This window comes from Dechloromonas agitata is5 (assembly GCF_000519045.1).
Classification (GTDB): Bacteria; Pseudomonadota; Gammaproteobacteria; order Burkholderiales; family Rhodocyclaceae; genus Azonexus; species Azonexus agitatus.
This window is the reverse complement of sequence record NZ_KI912532.1, coordinates 152,920-165,569: the sequence shown is the minus strand read 5'-3', so window position 1 is coordinate 165,569 and position 12,650 is coordinate 152,920. Positions and strand designations below refer to the sequence as shown.

The window sequence follows — 12,650 nt, the reverse complement described above, 5'->3', positions numbered from 1 at the left end:
TCAGACCATCTGTTCGCCGCCGGCACCGCCGAGCACGATTTGCCCTTCGTCGGCCAGGCGGCGCACGATCTTGAGGATTTCCTTCTGCTCGGCTTCGACTTCGGACAGGCGGACCGGACCCTTCGATTCGAGGTCTTCGCGCAGCATCTCGGCGGCCCGCTGCGACATGTTCTTGAAGATTTTCTCGCGCAGTTCGGGCGAGGCCCCCTTCAGGGCTAGGATCAGCGAATCGGATTGCACCTCGCGCAGGATCAACTGGACCGAGCGGTCGTCGATATCCATCAGGTTCTCGAAGACGAACATCTCGTCGAGGATCTTCTGGGCGAGGTCCGGGTCGTACTCGCGAATCGCGTCGACCACCGAAGTCTCGTTCGCCGTACCGATGAAGTTGAGAATCTCCGCCACCGTGCGCACCCCGCCCATCGCCGTCTTCTTCATGCTCGCCGAGCCGGCCAGGATGCGCATCATCGCCTCGTTCAACTCGCGCAGGGCGGCTGGCTGGATGCCTTCCAGCGTCGCGATGCGCAGCACTACGTCGTTGCGCAGGCGCTCCGTGAAGTGGTTGAGGATCTCACTGGCGTGGTCGTGCTCCAGGTGCACCAGGATGGTCGCGATGATCTGCGGATGTTCGTTCTTGATCAGATCGGCGACCGTGCCGGCATCCATCCACTTCAGGCCCTCGATACCGGATGTCTCGCCGCTCTGCAGGATGCGCGAAATCAGGTTGGAGGCCTTGTCGTCGCCCAGCGCCTTGGTCAGCACCGAGCGGATGTAGTTGTCGGTGTCGACGTGGACAGCCGCGTGCTCCTCGGAAATCTGCAGGAATTCGTCCAGAATGCCCTCGACCTTGGCGCGCGGTACCGACTTGAGGGAGGCCATGGCATGGCCAAGTTTCTGTACCTCGCGCGGGCCGAGATGCTTGAGCACCTCGGCGGCGTGATCCTCGCCCAGCGCAATGAGCAGCGTGGCGCTCTTCTCGAGTCCTTCTTCGGGGCTAGTTGCCATTGACGCCCATCCAGTCCTTGATCATGTTGGCGATTGCCTTCGGATCCTTGTCGGCGATATCGCGCGCCTTCTGTACCTTGACCGCGTAGTGGTCGATATGCACCTCGGTCGCACCTTCCTCCTCCCCTTCCGCGCCGGCGACCCCGCCGAACAGACCGCCACCTTCCCCGCCGGCTTCGCCCGGCTGTTCCTTCTCTGGCGGCGGGAACATCGTCTTCAGCGAAGGCTGGATGATCTTGAGATAGATGAAGGCGACGATACCGGCGATCAGCAGGTACTTCAGGATGTCCTTCAGGTAGGCAACGTTTTCCGGATCCTTCCACACCGGCAAGTCGCTCTCGCTCTTGTCGACGGCAGTGAAGGGTGCATTGGCGACCGACAACGTGTCGCCCCGTTCCCTGCTGTAGCCCATCGCTTCGCGCACCAGATCGTTGATCTGCTTCATTTCGGCGTCGGCCAGCGGCTTGGTGACCGGCTTGCCGGTCTTGTCGACATCCTTGCGGTGATTGACCACGACGGCAGCCGACAAGCGGCGGATGTCGCCCATGCCCTGGCGGGTGTAGCGGATGGTCTTGTCCAGCTCGTAATTGATGGTCGAGTTCTTGCTTGTGCTGATCGGTTGCCCGGCTGCGTTGAGCGGAGCCGTGACGCCGGCCGCGTCGATCTTGCCGGGCGGTACCTCGCCCGGCTTGCCCGGCACCGGGGCGGGCGGCACGTTGCCGGTCGGTGGCGCGGTGAGCGGCGCTGTGGCGGGAACCGGCGGCTGGTTGGTCAGTGCGCCGGGTACGCCGCCTGCTGCCTGGTTGACGTTGGCCGTTTCGTTGTTTTGCTGACTGCGGATGCTGGTCGATTCCGGCGTGCTGTTCGGGCGGTAGCTCTCGGCCGTCTGCTCGGTTTGCGAAAAATCGATGTCGGCCGCCACCTGTACCTTGTAATTACCTTGGCCGAGCATCGGGCTCAGGATATCCTCGATGCGCTTGACCACGGTGTTTTCGATTTCGCGCACGTACTTGATTTGCGTCGGATCCAGTCCGGCCTCGGTCAGCCGGTTCTTCAACTGCGACAGCAAGGCACCGTTCTGGTCGATTACCGTGACATTCGACGCCGGCAGTTGCGGCACGCTGGAGGACACCAGGTGGGTGATGCCGGCAATCTGTGCGCCATCCAGCGCCCGGCCGGGATAGAGGTTGAGCATCACCGAGGCGGTCGGCTTCAGTTCTTCGCGCACGAAGACCGAAGGCTTGGGAATGGCCAGGTGAACACGGGCCGACTGCACCGCGCCGATCGATTGGATGGTCCGCGCCAGTTCGCCCTCCAGGCCGCGCTGGTAGTTGACCTGTTCGGCAAACTGACTGACGCCGAATTTCTGGTTCTCCATCAGTTCGAAGCCGACCATGCCACCTCGAGGCAGCCCCTGCGAGGCCAGCTTCAGACGGACCTCATGCACGCGCTCGCTCGGAACGAGCAGTGCACCGCTATCGCTGTAACGATGCGGAATGTTCTGCTGCTCGAGAACGGCGGCGATCGAGCCGCCATCCTTCTCGTTCAGGTTGGAAAAGAGGACTTTCCAGTCCGGTTGCCGGCTCCACAGGATCGTGCCGACGATCACCGCGACGAGAGCGGCGATGGCGACCATGAAGACGATCTTCTGCTGGCTGCCGAGGCGGTCGAAGGCCTCGCGCAGACGCTCGACCGGGTTGCCTGCCGGTGCGCTTCCTGCTGTCGTCTCAGTGGTTGCTGCCATCAATGCTCGGGTGAAATACGGTGAAACAGAAGAAGAATCAATCAAGAAGCCAAATTTTCCTAGAAATATTCTACTATTACCGCGCCTGAATCCACCCTAACTTTTTTCGATGCCAGCCGACCAGGCAAATCCCCCAAAGCCTCTCGCCGACGACAAGACCGCCGAACTGCAGCGGGCTTTCGCCATGTTCAACCAGGTGTCGGCCGAGTTGACGCAGGCATACGAGGCGCTGCAGGGCCAGGTTGCCTCGCTGACCGAGGAACTGGCGGTTGCCAACGGTGAGTTGCGGCGGCAATACCAGGAAAAGGAAGCGCTTTCCGAGCGCCTCTCCTCGCTGCTCGATGCCCTGCCGGCCGGCGTGATCCTGCTCGATGCACTGGCTGTCGTCGCGGCGGTCAACCCGGCGGCCATCGCGCTGTTCGGTGCCGACATTGTCGGCCGCCACTGGGGCGATGTCGCTCGCGATCACCTTGAACCGACGCTCACCGTCGGCGAATGGCTGTGTGGCAGCCGGCGCCTCTCTATCGCGGAGAGCGCGCTGCCCTCGGCCGGCGGCAAGATTCTGCTGGTGCACGACATCAGCGCGGCACATCGCATGAAAACCGAACTGGAGCGCAGCCAGCGCCTGGCCGCAATGGGCGAAATGGCCGCCTCCCTCGCCCACCAGTTGCGTACCCCGCTGGCCGCTGCCCTGCTATACACGGCCAATCTCGGACAACCGGGCGTCGCCGACGAAGCCCGGGCGCGCTTTTCGGATAAGGCGACGGCCCAGTTGCGCCGCCTGGAGCGCTTGATCCAGGACGTACTCCTCTTCGCCCGGGGCGAAAGCATCGGGCGCGATGTAATCGACGCCAGCGACCTGCTGGCTGAAGCGGCGCAAACCGTCGAACCCCTGATGCGTGAGCATGGCCTGACATTTGCAATAGATGACGACTGCCAGCGGGCGATCATCGTCGGCAGCCGCAAGGCCCTGTTCGGTGCGCTGGTCAATCTGCTGGAAAACGCCATGCAGGCGACACCGGCCGGCGGCAAAATTTGCCTCACCGGCAAACGCAGCGGCGATCTGCTGGCGCTCGGCGTGCGCGATAGCGGCCCCGGCATCAGCCGGGAAAACCAGGCGCGGATCTTCGAGCCCTTTTTCACCACCAAGGGGCAGGGTACCGGACTGGGGCTGGCCATCGCGCTGGGCGTCGCCCGCGCCCATGGCGGCAGTATCGAACTGCTTTCCGAGCCCGGTGCCGGCGCCGAGTTCATATTGGCCTTGCCGGTCGCCTCCCCGGAAAACGAAAGAGAAGTGAATGTCTGAACACAACCTGCCTGTTCTCGTCGTCGAAGACGATCCCAGCCTGCGCGAGGCCATTGGCGATACGCTCGAACTGGCCGGACGCGCCTACGTTGCTGTCGATGGCGGGGAAGCAGCCTTGCGGGTGCTCGGCGAGCAAGCCTTTTCCATCGTGGTCAGCGATGTGCGCATGATGCCGATGGATGGCATCACCCTGCTCAAGGAGATCCGCGCCCGTCTGCCGCACCTGCCGGTCGTGCTGATGACCGCCTATGCCGAGGTCGACAAGGCGGTCGACGCCATGCGCTCCGGCGCTTGCGACTTCCTGCTCAAACCCTTCGAGCCGCAGGCGCTGCTCGCCCACATCAATAAATACGAATTGCCGGCGGCGGACGATGGGGCCGGCGTGGTTGCCAACGACCCGGCCAGCCGCGAACTATTTGCCATCGCCCAGCGTGTCGCGCAAACCGATGCGACCGTGCTGCTCACGGGTGAATCGGGCGTTGGCAAGGAAGTGGTCGCTCGCTTCATCCATCGCCATTCGGCTCGCCAGGCAGGCCCCTTCGTTGCCATCAACTGTGCCGCCATTCCGGACAGTCTGCTCGAAGCGACCTTGTTCGGTTATGAAAAGGGCGCCTTTACCGGGGCGCAGCAGGCGCAGGCCGGAAAATTTGAGCAGGCGCAGGATGGCACCTTGCTGCTCGACGAAGTCACGGAAATGCCGATGGGCCTGCAGGCCAAATTGCTGCGCGTGCTGCAGGAGCGTGAAGTCGAGCGGGTCGGCGGCAAGAAGCCGGTGCCGCTCAACATCCGCATCGTGGCTACCTCCAATCGCGACATGGCGGAGGCCGTCGCCAAGGGGGTCTTTCGTGAAGACCTCTACTACCGGCTCAATGTCTTCCCCATCGCCATTCCTGCCCTGCGCCAGCGGCCGGAGGACATCGTGCCCATCGCCCGCCATTTCGTTGCCGAGCATGGCGGGCGCTTCGGGCGGACGGGTATGCGCCTGTCGTCGGCTGCCGAAGCCCAACTCCGTGCACATACCTGGCCGGGCAACATCCGGGAGCTGGAAAACATCATTCAGCGCGCCCTGATCATGGCTTCCGGCCCGGTCATCGAACCTGAAGCGCTCAACCTGGCGCCTCGCCCCACCGAAGCTGCGTCGCCGCCATTGGCTGCTGAAATCCCCGCCCCGTCGGCGCTGCCGGAAACCGAAAAAAGAGCCGATAATATGAAGGACTTGGAGCGCGACCACATTCTGCGCACCCTGGCCGAAGTGGGCGGGTCACGCAAGAAAGCCATTGAGCGCCTCGGTATCTCGGAGCGAACCTTGCGCTACAAGCTGCAGCAATACCGTGACGAAGGTTATTTTCAGGGTTGATCTGGCCTGAGAATTGCTTGTAATCCAGCGGTCGAATGGGAGCCAATCATGGATACGAACGGAATCGAACAAATGTTGAGCGTGCTGCGCAGTACGGCCGCACAAGCCACCGGCAAGCCTGCCGCCGGCACGGCGCCGGTTGCAGGCGCCACCGATTTCGCTCAGGTTTTGCAAAACTCCATCGACAAGGTCAACCAGACCCAGCAGAGCGCCAATCAGATGGCGGAAAAACTTGCCGCCGGCGATACCAGCCAGAATCTCCACGAGGTCATGATCGCCCTGCAAACTGCCAGCGTTTCCTTCCAGGAGATGGTGCAGGTGCGTAACAAGCTGGTCACGGCCTATCAGGACGTGATGAACATTCAAGTCTAGGGTTAATCCGCCAGACCGGAAAATTTTGCCGTTCGTTGTCGCTCAATCCGCGTGATGTAGCGCTCCACCACGGCCAGGCGGCTGGCGGGTACGTTCACGAACTTGCATCCCACTCGTAGCTGGTTCAGTCCGTGCTCGGTGGACAATTCCACAACCTTCCTCACCCGCAGGTTGATGAGAACAACCCCGTCATCGGGGATTTCCAGTCGGCAGTTTTCCAGCAGGGTGTCGGGCCGGCAGGCGGCTTGTTCAGTCATGGGGACAATCAGGCTGACGCCACCGGCACTGATATCGGCCACGCCCCATTCGACGAGCCGGTTTTCCCCTGCTGCATCGGTCAGTTCGATCCGGCAGCGGAGCGGGGCGGCGACAGGCGGTTGGAGGCGAAAGTATTCCCGGCGCTGCAGGCGTAGCAGGCGGTCCGGGAGTGGTGCAGCCAGCGCGCGCCGGTCCTGGTGCTTGTCCTCCACCGGGGGCGGCAGGCGGAACTGCATCTTCACCCGGTTCAGGCTGGCGGTCAGCGTCAGTTTGCCGGCTGCTTTCGCCTGAATGTTCAGGGCTTCGTCCGAAGCCGGATCAAGCAAGAGCAGGCCGCGCGCTTCATCCAGTCCGAGCAGGGCGGTCAGGAAATAGCGCGCCCCACCATCGATATATACCGACAATAATTTTCCCTTGCGAATTAGCAAGTTCAGGTAATACGCAATTTCCGAGGGGCTATCGACGAAATACTGCCCGTATTCCGTCAAATGATCGATTTCGAAATCCGGTGCGGAGTGATCGTCGCGAGAGGCTGTCATGCGCGGCTAACAGGAGTGAATTGACGCAATGGTAAACCATCCCGCCGCTCACGTCGTTCATGCCACCGGATTAGCGTGGCAACTCCGGGCCGGCATGGCCATGCTCGATCCGGTAAAGCCAGGCCAACAATTCGGCAACCGCCAAGTACAGCTGGGGGGGAATGTGCTCGTCAATGTCCACCTGCGTCAATAGCGCCACCAACTCTGGCGACTCATGGACATACACCCCATGTTCCTTGGCCCGGGCGATGATCTGTTCGGCGATCAGCCCCTTGCCCTTGGCCACCACGCGGGGCGCCGCGTCGGTCTGGCCGTAGGCAAGGGCAACCGCCTCGCGCGTCGTGTCACTCGGCGATTTCGCCATGTTGTACCTGAGCCTGAACGAGCCGCAGGCCGCTTGCTTCGAATTGATTGCGCAGATCGCCGATGCGCTCGCGCAAGCGAGCCTCGCTGGCTGTCGAGTTGGCCGTCAGCGCCAGTTCGACATTTCCGCCTGGCTGCAGGCGCAGTGCTGCGTCGATGCCACCTAGGCTGGGCAAGGCCAAACGCAGCCGCGTCTGCCAGCTGCTTGAAGTCTCGCCTGTCTCCTGTGCCTGGCGGTCCGGGTTTTCTGAAATTTCCCAGTGCATCTGCTGCCCGGGCCAGATTTGCCCCTGCCACGCGTAATTCTGTGTCGCCAGTGCATCAAGCTGCTGCTGAACCACCGGTCTGACTTCCTGTGGGATGCCTCCGGCCTGAGGGGGCGCTTCTGGGCGTGCGCTCTGGGGGGGTACTTCGGAGCGGGGCGGCGGCGAGGTGTCTGCCAATCCCGACGGGATGCCGGCTGGTAACTTACCCTGCGGCTCCTGGCGCAAGGTGTCGGTCGACAACTCGCCAGCTACCCAGCGGGCCTGATGAGCCTCATAGAAAACTCCGCTCTTGGTCAATGCTTCCTTGAGCACGGGTGCCAGATCAGCCCCTTGCCTCGGAAAATCATCTACCAGCGGCTGGTTGCCGTTGAGCGGCGCGGGGCTGGCTCGTTTGGTCGGGTCGTCTACATTGCCAATCAGGTCGCCGATCAACTTGCCTGTCTGGCTGAGCGACGTACTGGCAGAAGCCATTTGCCCGCCGGCTGCATCCCCTCGGCCACGGTTGGTTACGACGGCAAAGGCCAATTGCCCATCGTTATCGACAACCTCAAGCTCCAGGCTGTCGCCGGCCTTGGCTGAGAAAGGCAAGGCGAGCGTAATGTCACGTTGTCCGACAACGGCACGGTAACTGCCATTGGGCAACAAGGCCTGGATCTCCGCCATGATGCGCTGCCCCGGTTGCAGGTCACGCAGTGCGTCAGTTATCCGTTGTGCCGCAACAACCGGCTGATTTTGGGGTTGCTCGGCCGTCAGCCTCGCCTGGTCGGGCAGTTGCAGACGCAGCGCACTGGCGACGTCGGGCGGGATCATTTGGGTTTGGTCGAACTCTGCAGCCCAGCCAGCAAGGTTTTCACGCTGGCCATCCAGGGTTCGACATGGCTACGCACATCGCTGTCACACCGCTGAATCTGCTTGAGCAGGTCGACGAACTCGGGAGTGGCCGAGTCTGACAGCCCATTGAGGGAAAGTCGGGCAAGTACGGCAGCCCGCCGACGTTCCGTTTCAGCCAACGTTTCCCACGCCTGGGCATGGGCCAGTTTCACCATTTCTTCGGACAGGCAAGCAGCTTCCCTGGCAAGTGCTAGAGGCGTCATTTAGGCTGCAGCCTGTTCTCCCGGGGCGATCTGGGTCCAGGCATCGCGCAGGGTGTCCAGCAAGCCGACAACCTCATCCAGCGCAGCAATGCTGTTGTTCAGATTGGCGAACAGCAAGCGCTGAATCATGTAGTCATACAGTGCAGCTAGTCTTTCGCCCAGTTCGCCCCCGGCATCTACATCCAGGCTGGCCCGCAAGCCATTGCTGACGATGTCGATCGCCTTGGAAATCGATGCCCCTTTTTTGGGAATATCACCCGCCTCCAGTTCAAACTTGGCAATATTGATGGCAGCAATTGCGCCGTCGAACAGCATCAGGATCAACTTGTGGGGGCTGGCGGTTTCAACCGCCACCTCCAAGCCAACCTTGGCGTAGCTTTGAGCGGGGTTGCGCATCATGCCGAACATGTTCGATATCCTGTCTGTAAGTTACTTGTTTGAATTATTGACTTCCAGCGCGCTCAGCATCGAAGCAAGCGAAGAGGAGGTCTGGTTGAAGCCAGCGATCATGGTGTCCAGCGCAGAGAATTGCTTGAAGTAGCGCTCTTCGATTTTGTCCAGCCTGTCCTGCATTGCTTCCTGACGCTTTTGCAATTCCTTGACCAGTCGATTGGCACTCTCGGTAGCTGACGTAACGCTGCCGGATGAGTCAATCAGGCTGTTGAGGCCTGTTTTGAAACCTGTGCCGACCGCACTCACCATTTCACTGACGGCAGCAAAGTCGTTCTCAATCGCCTTGTTGAGTTTAGTGCTATCCAGCTTCAGGGTGCCATCCTTTTGCAGGGAGATACCGAGGTCTGAAAGGGTCTGCAGGTCGCCGGTTCCATACTTGGCCGTGACGAGGCGGGAAACCTGAGCCTGAGCTGAACGTAACACCGCGTCGCCCTGCAATGCACCAGCCACCTTGGTTGTTGCGTTGTATGCGCCCATGCTCTTCATCGAGGAGGCAGCCGTGTTATATGCGGTCACGAAAGCATTCAAGGCTGACGTGATGCTGCTCGTATTGTCCTGAGTGACATTGATTGTGGTGCCTGCTGAACTGGCCTTGAGCAAATTAATCGACAGGCCGGACACTGCATCGGAAATTGTATTGCTCTGACTGGTGATGGTCAGGCCATTGACATCGACAGAGGCGGAGGTTGCGGCCTGTTGCGAAACCCAGCTATTGGTGTCCGCGCTGGCCGAACTCGGGCGGAAGTTGAAACCTTCCCAGCCGGTGCTGCCGGTAATGCTAATGGTGTTGTTAGCCCCACTTTCCTTGGCCGTAATCACGAGGTGCTTGGCGGTGCCGTCATTGATCACGCTGGCTGTTACGCCAGCCTTGGAGCTATTGATTGCCTTGGCGATGTCGGTTAGTGAGGCGCCATTATTGACGCTGACATCCACGCTATCGCCGCTGCCGACCTTGATGCTCAGTGTTCCGCTACCTGTACCGGAGGGGATGCCCAGTGCGGTTTCGGTTTTCCGCACTTGTTCCGCGCTGGCCAAGGTAATGTTGGTCAGTGTGTACTTCGTTGCGGCCACGCCGCTTTTGGCGGTAGCGGTGGCAACCGTTTCATCGGCGCTCTTGGCGGTGAAGCTCGAAAACTTCTCGGCGAGTGTCTGCGTGGTGCCCGGCACCAGGTTGCCAGCAGCGGTCTGCAGGGAGGCCAGGGCGCTCTTGAGCGTACCCAGTGCCGAAATGCGGCTTTCCACCGTTGACTGCCTGGTTTTCAGTGCGGTTAAGGGCTGCTTTTCAACTGCCATTAGGCCGGAAACGATGCTGCCGAGATCGAGGCCGGAGCCTACACCCAAAGACGTAATGGTCGCCATGATTTACTCCTGCAAGAGACGCCGCTGCTGATTCAAGCCTTTTGTTGAATCAACAACCCTTTCATTGTATCCAGCGCCTTGGCCAAAGCCAGCATTTCTTCCGAGGGGATCTGGCGGATCACCTCCTTCGTGCTCTGGTCGATGACCTTTACCACGGTTGTTTTGCTTTCCTGGTCGACGCTGAAATTCAGTGCGTTATTGAACGGCTTGACAAACTCGTTCACAGCCTTGATGGCTTGATCCAGTTCTTCCGGCTTCGGCTTTGTCGTTGAGTCGGTTGCCGAAGTGGTCTGCGCGCTTTGTACAGGGAGATTGTCGACGGCAGTGGCGCGGTTGGCTGTCTGCCGCTCCGGCAGGATGTTGCCGATGGCAGCAGTACCGGGTGGTGAGGATGGGATGCTGGAAACGTTCATGGCATGCTCCTGATCGTAAGTGTGCCAAGGGCGCGGGGCGTTTCCGCCACCGCGCCCGGCCGCCCTGGCCGGGCGGGGCTACTGCGGGATGCTTACTGCAGCAGGGACAGAACGTTCTGCGGCAGGGCCTTGGCCTGGGCCAGCATCGCGGTACCCGCCTGTTGCAGAATCTGCGTACGGCTCAGGTTGGCGGTTTCCACAGCGTAATCGGCATCCTGGATACGGCTGCGGGCGGCGGACAAATTCTCGGTCGTAGAGGACAGGTTCGAGATTGTCGAAGCGAAGCGATTTTGAATTGCGCCCAAGTTGGCACGAGACGTGTTGACGCTCTTCAACGCATTGTCAATCTGCGTAATGGTTTGTTGCGCGTTGGTAAAGGAGCTGACTGTCAAGGCCGTAATCCCGGTCGTGCTGGTCGAAGTGCCCACCGAACCGTTTGCCCAGCCGGCCACGGTTGCACTGTTGGTGGTACCTGCAACAGTGATGGCTGCATTCGAGGTCAGGGTGATTTGACCGCTGACGGCATCGTAAGAGGCGCCCACAGCGGTGGTGCTCGACACACGGTTGATGGCCTCCACCAATTGTCCGGCACGTTCCTGCGCGTTGCCGGCTGCCGCGATAGCGCCGATATCGGTGCCGTTGATGGTGACGCCGCCTGCAGCGATTTGAGTGGCATATCCCGTCAGGCTGCTGGCGCTGATCGCAGCACTGTAGCGGGTCAAGGTTCCACCAAGAGCGGCGGTCTGGGCGTTGGCGATGCTCGAAACGGTGATGGTTTGGCCTGCGTCGGCGCCTACCTGGAAAGCCACGCCGGTGAAAGAGCCGTCGATCAGCTTGGTGCCGTTAAAGGTGGTCTGTTCGGCAACGCGCTGAATTTCGGATTTGAGTTGGGTAACTTCTGCATCCAGCGCATCGCGGTCGACCTGAGTGTTCGTGCCGTTCGAGGCTTGTACGGCCAGTTCGCGAATACGCTGCAGGTTGGAACTGATTTCCCCGAGGGCGCCTTCTGCCGTTTGGGCGAGAGAGATGCCATCGTTCGCATTCCGCTGGGCAACAGACAGCCCCTTGATTTGAGAGGTCATGCGCTCGGAAATGGCCAAGCCCGCCGCATCGTCCTTGGCGCTGTTGATACGCAGACCGGAAGAAAGGCGCTGCAGCGACGTATTCAGCGAGTTTTGCGAAGTGTTCAGATTGCGCTGAGCATTCAGGGACGCAATGTTGGTATTGATGATTTGTGCCATTTTCAATCTCCTTGGATCGGTTGACCTTTTTGCCGGCCTTCGACGCCAGCGCCTTTAAAACCTCGGCTTTGCTGTACTGTGCATCACCGTTAAGTTTATTTACGGACGGCACAAAAGAAACTTTAGGCAAAAAGAAGGTTTTTTAATTGCCTTGCGGGGTTTGTTGATTTTGGTGTTTTCCTTGGTCGAAGCCGATCGCTGGGAGGGGCGCTTGAGGGAGTGCGCCGAAGAACCGCGTTCGTCGTTTCTTGCTTCAGGAGTGAGAAAGTGATGTATCGGAGGATGTTGCCTTCGACCACCCGGGCAGAGGGTAGGGCACTACGCCAGCTGGATCGAGTCCCATCCAGGACATGGGGCTTCGAGGCAGAAGCTTCTTCTATATCGAAGCCGTAGTAGGCCGCCCATTCAAAGAGAGCCGAGAGTGCTGCTACACGGTCAGCAGGCGATGCCGGATTCGAAGTAAATCTCGTCCATGCCGAGCTTGATTTCCAGGCTGGCGATTTCGACGGTGTCGCCGGGTTCGTCGGTGATGATCCCCAGCAGATGTCGCCGTGCGGGCGGTAGATTTCGACCTGGGCTTCGATAATTTGTTGCAGGCTGTTGAGTTCCTGCAGGCGGTCTTCGGAGGTGAGCATCACGTCCGGGTAGAAATAGCTTTGTTCTTTGCGCAGCCGGAGTTTGACGCCTTCAATCAGGGCGCGGCAGGGACTGCCTTTGAGGTGGGTGCGCAGTTCGGCGAAGAGGTTGCCGGCAATGACGTTGTGGCGGATCGAGGCGCCATGGTAAAGACTTTGCCGCCGATGTGTTCCTGGCGTACGGGAAGCTTCGTAGGCGAGTTAATCGTTTTCGCCGTAGGTGGTGGTCATGTTCGGCCCTAAAC

Annotated in this window: 14 protein-coding genes; 4 read left to right on the top strand and 10 right to left on the bottom strand. The window is 60.5% G+C overall.

Features of this window, described 5'->3' with window-relative positions; all coding sequences use genetic code 11:
- Both fliG and fliF read right to left on the bottom strand, forming a co-directional pair.
- The gene (gene fliG / locus K420_RS0100830; protein WP_027456373.1) at positions 1–1,005 is read right to left on the bottom strand and encodes a flagellar motor switch protein FliG; all 1,005 of its coding nucleotides are present in this window, start codon (positions 1,003–1,005) and stop codon (positions 1–3) included.
- Positions 995–2,749, bottom strand: coding sequence for a flagellar basal-body MS-ring/collar protein FliF (fliF, locus tag K420_RS0100825; RefSeq protein ID WP_027456372.1), 1,755 nt, complete (start codon positions 2,747–2,749; stop codon positions 995–997). The genes fliG and fliF overlap by 11 nt, the downstream gene beginning before the upstream one ends.
- Before the next feature lie 109 nt (positions 2,750–2,858).
- On the opposite strand from fliF, the gene K420_RS17770 reads away from it, so the two are divergent.
- From K420_RS17770 to fliE, 3 genes are read left to right on the top strand one after another with little or no spacing between them, the layout of a single operon-like run.
- A complete protein-coding gene (locus K420_RS17770; protein ID WP_035854345.1) occupies positions 2,859–4,055 on the top strand; it encodes a sensor histidine kinase in 1,197 nt (398 codons plus the stop codon).
- Positions 4,048–5,412 (top strand): sigma-54-dependent transcriptional regulator, encoded by a 1,365-nt coding sequence (locus K420_RS0100815; RefSeq protein ID WP_027456371.1) that lies wholly within the window; start codon positions 4,048–4,050, stop codon positions 5,410–5,412. The genes K420_RS17770 and K420_RS0100815 overlap by 8 nt, the downstream gene beginning before the upstream one ends.
- A 48-nt stretch (positions 5,413–5,460) precedes the next feature.
- On the top strand, positions 5,461–5,784 hold the full coding sequence (fliE, locus tag K420_RS0100810) for a flagellar hook-basal body complex protein FliE (protein ID WP_027456370.1): 324 nt from the start codon (positions 5,461–5,463) through the stop codon (positions 5,782–5,784).
- Positions 5,785–5,786: 2 nt separating this feature from the next.
- Here the strand turns inward: fliE and K420_RS17765 are convergent, their stop codons facing one another.
- From K420_RS17765 to K420_RS0100770, 8 genes are all read right to left on the bottom strand, one after another.
- Complete coding sequence (locus K420_RS17765) at positions 5,787–6,581, bottom strand: flagellar brake protein (RefSeq protein ID WP_051452895.1); 795 nt, start codon at positions 6,579–6,581, stop codon at positions 5,787–5,789.
- Positions 6,582–6,651: 70 nt separating this feature from the next.
- Complete coding sequence (locus K420_RS0100800; RefSeq protein WP_027456369.1) at positions 6,652–6,945, bottom strand: EscU/YscU/HrcU family type III secretion system export apparatus switch protein; 294 nt, start codon at positions 6,943–6,945, stop codon at positions 6,652–6,654.
- Positions 6,926–8,020 (bottom strand): flagellar hook-length control protein FliK, encoded by a 1,095-nt coding sequence (fliK, locus tag K420_RS17760; RefSeq protein WP_051452894.1) that lies wholly within the window; start codon positions 8,018–8,020, stop codon positions 6,926–6,928. Before fliK ends, K420_RS0100800 begins: the two co-directional genes overlap by 20 nt.
- Positions 8,017–8,304, bottom strand: a complete 288-nt coding sequence (locus K420_RS0100790; protein WP_084019517.1) for a flagellar protein FliT — start codon at positions 8,302–8,304, stop codon at positions 8,017–8,019. Before K420_RS0100790 ends, fliK begins: the two co-directional genes overlap by 4 nt.
- The gene (fliS, locus tag K420_RS0100785) at positions 8,305–8,712 is read right to left on the bottom strand and encodes a flagellar export chaperone FliS (protein WP_027456367.1); all 408 of its coding nucleotides are present in this window, start codon (positions 8,710–8,712) and stop codon (positions 8,305–8,307) included. It abuts the gene before it with no gap.
- 21 nt (positions 8,713–8,733) lie between these two features.
- The gene (fliD, locus tag K420_RS0100780) at positions 8,734–10,116 is read right to left on the bottom strand and encodes a flagellar filament capping protein FliD (protein WP_084019516.1); all 1,383 of its coding nucleotides are present in this window, start codon (positions 10,114–10,116) and stop codon (positions 8,734–8,736) included.
- A 32-nt stretch (positions 10,117–10,148) separates the two neighbouring features.
- On the bottom strand, positions 10,149–10,529 hold the full coding sequence (locus K420_RS0100775) for a flagellar protein FlaG (protein ID WP_027456365.1): 381 nt from the start codon (positions 10,527–10,529) through the stop codon (positions 10,149–10,151).
- Between the two features lie 92 nt (positions 10,530–10,621).
- Positions 10,622–11,770 carry a flagellin gene (locus K420_RS0100770; RefSeq protein WP_027456364.1) on the bottom strand — a complete coding sequence of 383 codons (1,149 nt, stop codon included), beginning with the start codon at positions 11,768–11,770 and terminating at the stop codon, positions 10,622–10,624.
- A gap of 551 nt (positions 11,771–12,321) precedes the next feature.
- On the opposite strand from K420_RS0100770, the gene K420_RS20760 reads away from it, so the two are divergent.
- A complete protein-coding gene (locus tag K420_RS20760; protein WP_232422713.1) occupies positions 12,322–12,648 on the top strand; it encodes a hypothetical protein in 327 nt (108 codons plus the stop codon).
- Positions 12,649–12,650: the final 2 nt, after the last annotated feature.

Excerpts from the sequence above, each read along its gene's own strand:
- fliG (WP_027456373.1), bottom strand. The coding sequence starts at position 1,005 with ATGGCAACTAGCCCCGAAGAAGGACTCGAGAAGAGCGCCACGCTGCTC.
- K420_RS0100775 (WP_027456365.1), bottom strand. The coding sequence starts at position 10,529 with ATGAACGTTTCCAGCATCCCATCCTCACCACCCGGTACTGCTGCCATC.
- K420_RS0100800 (WP_027456369.1), bottom strand. The coding sequence starts at position 6,945 with ATGGCGAAATCGCCGAGTGACACGACGCGCGAGGCGGTTGCCCTTGCC.
- K420_RS0100815 (WP_027456371.1), top strand. The coding sequence starts at position 4,048 with ATGTCTGAACACAACCTGCCTGTTCTCGTCGTCGAAGACGATCCCAGC.
- fliK (WP_051452894.1), bottom strand. The coding sequence starts at position 8,020 with ATGATCCCGCCCGACGTCGCCAGTGCGCTGCGTCTGCAACTGCCCGAC.
- fliS (WP_027456367.1), bottom strand. The coding sequence starts at position 8,712 with ATGTTCGGCATGATGCGCAACCCCGCTCAAAGCTACGCCAAGGTTGGC.
- fliD (WP_084019516.1), bottom strand. The coding sequence starts at position 10,116 with ATGGCGACCATTACGTCTTTGGGTGTAGGCTCCGGCCTCGATCTCGGC.
- K420_RS0100770 (WP_027456364.1), bottom strand. The coding sequence starts at position 11,770 with ATGGCACAAATCATCAATACCAACATTGCGTCCCTGAATGCTCAGCGC.
- K420_RS17770 (WP_035854345.1), top strand. The coding sequence starts at position 2,859 with ATGCCAGCCGACCAGGCAAATCCCCCAAAGCCTCTCGCCGACGACAAG.
- K420_RS17765 (WP_051452895.1), bottom strand. The coding sequence starts at position 6,581 with ATGACAGCCTCTCGCGACGATCACTCCGCACCGGATTTCGAAATCGAT.
- fliF (WP_027456372.1), bottom strand. The coding sequence starts at position 2,749 with ATGGCAGCAACCACTGAGACGACAGCAGGAAGCGCACCGGCAGGCAAC.
- K420_RS0100790 (WP_084019517.1), bottom strand. The coding sequence starts at position 8,304 with ATGACGCCTCTAGCACTTGCCAGGGAAGCTGCTTGCCTGTCCGAAGAA.
- fliE (WP_027456370.1), top strand. The coding sequence starts at position 5,461 with ATGGATACGAACGGAATCGAACAAATGTTGAGCGTGCTGCGCAGTACG.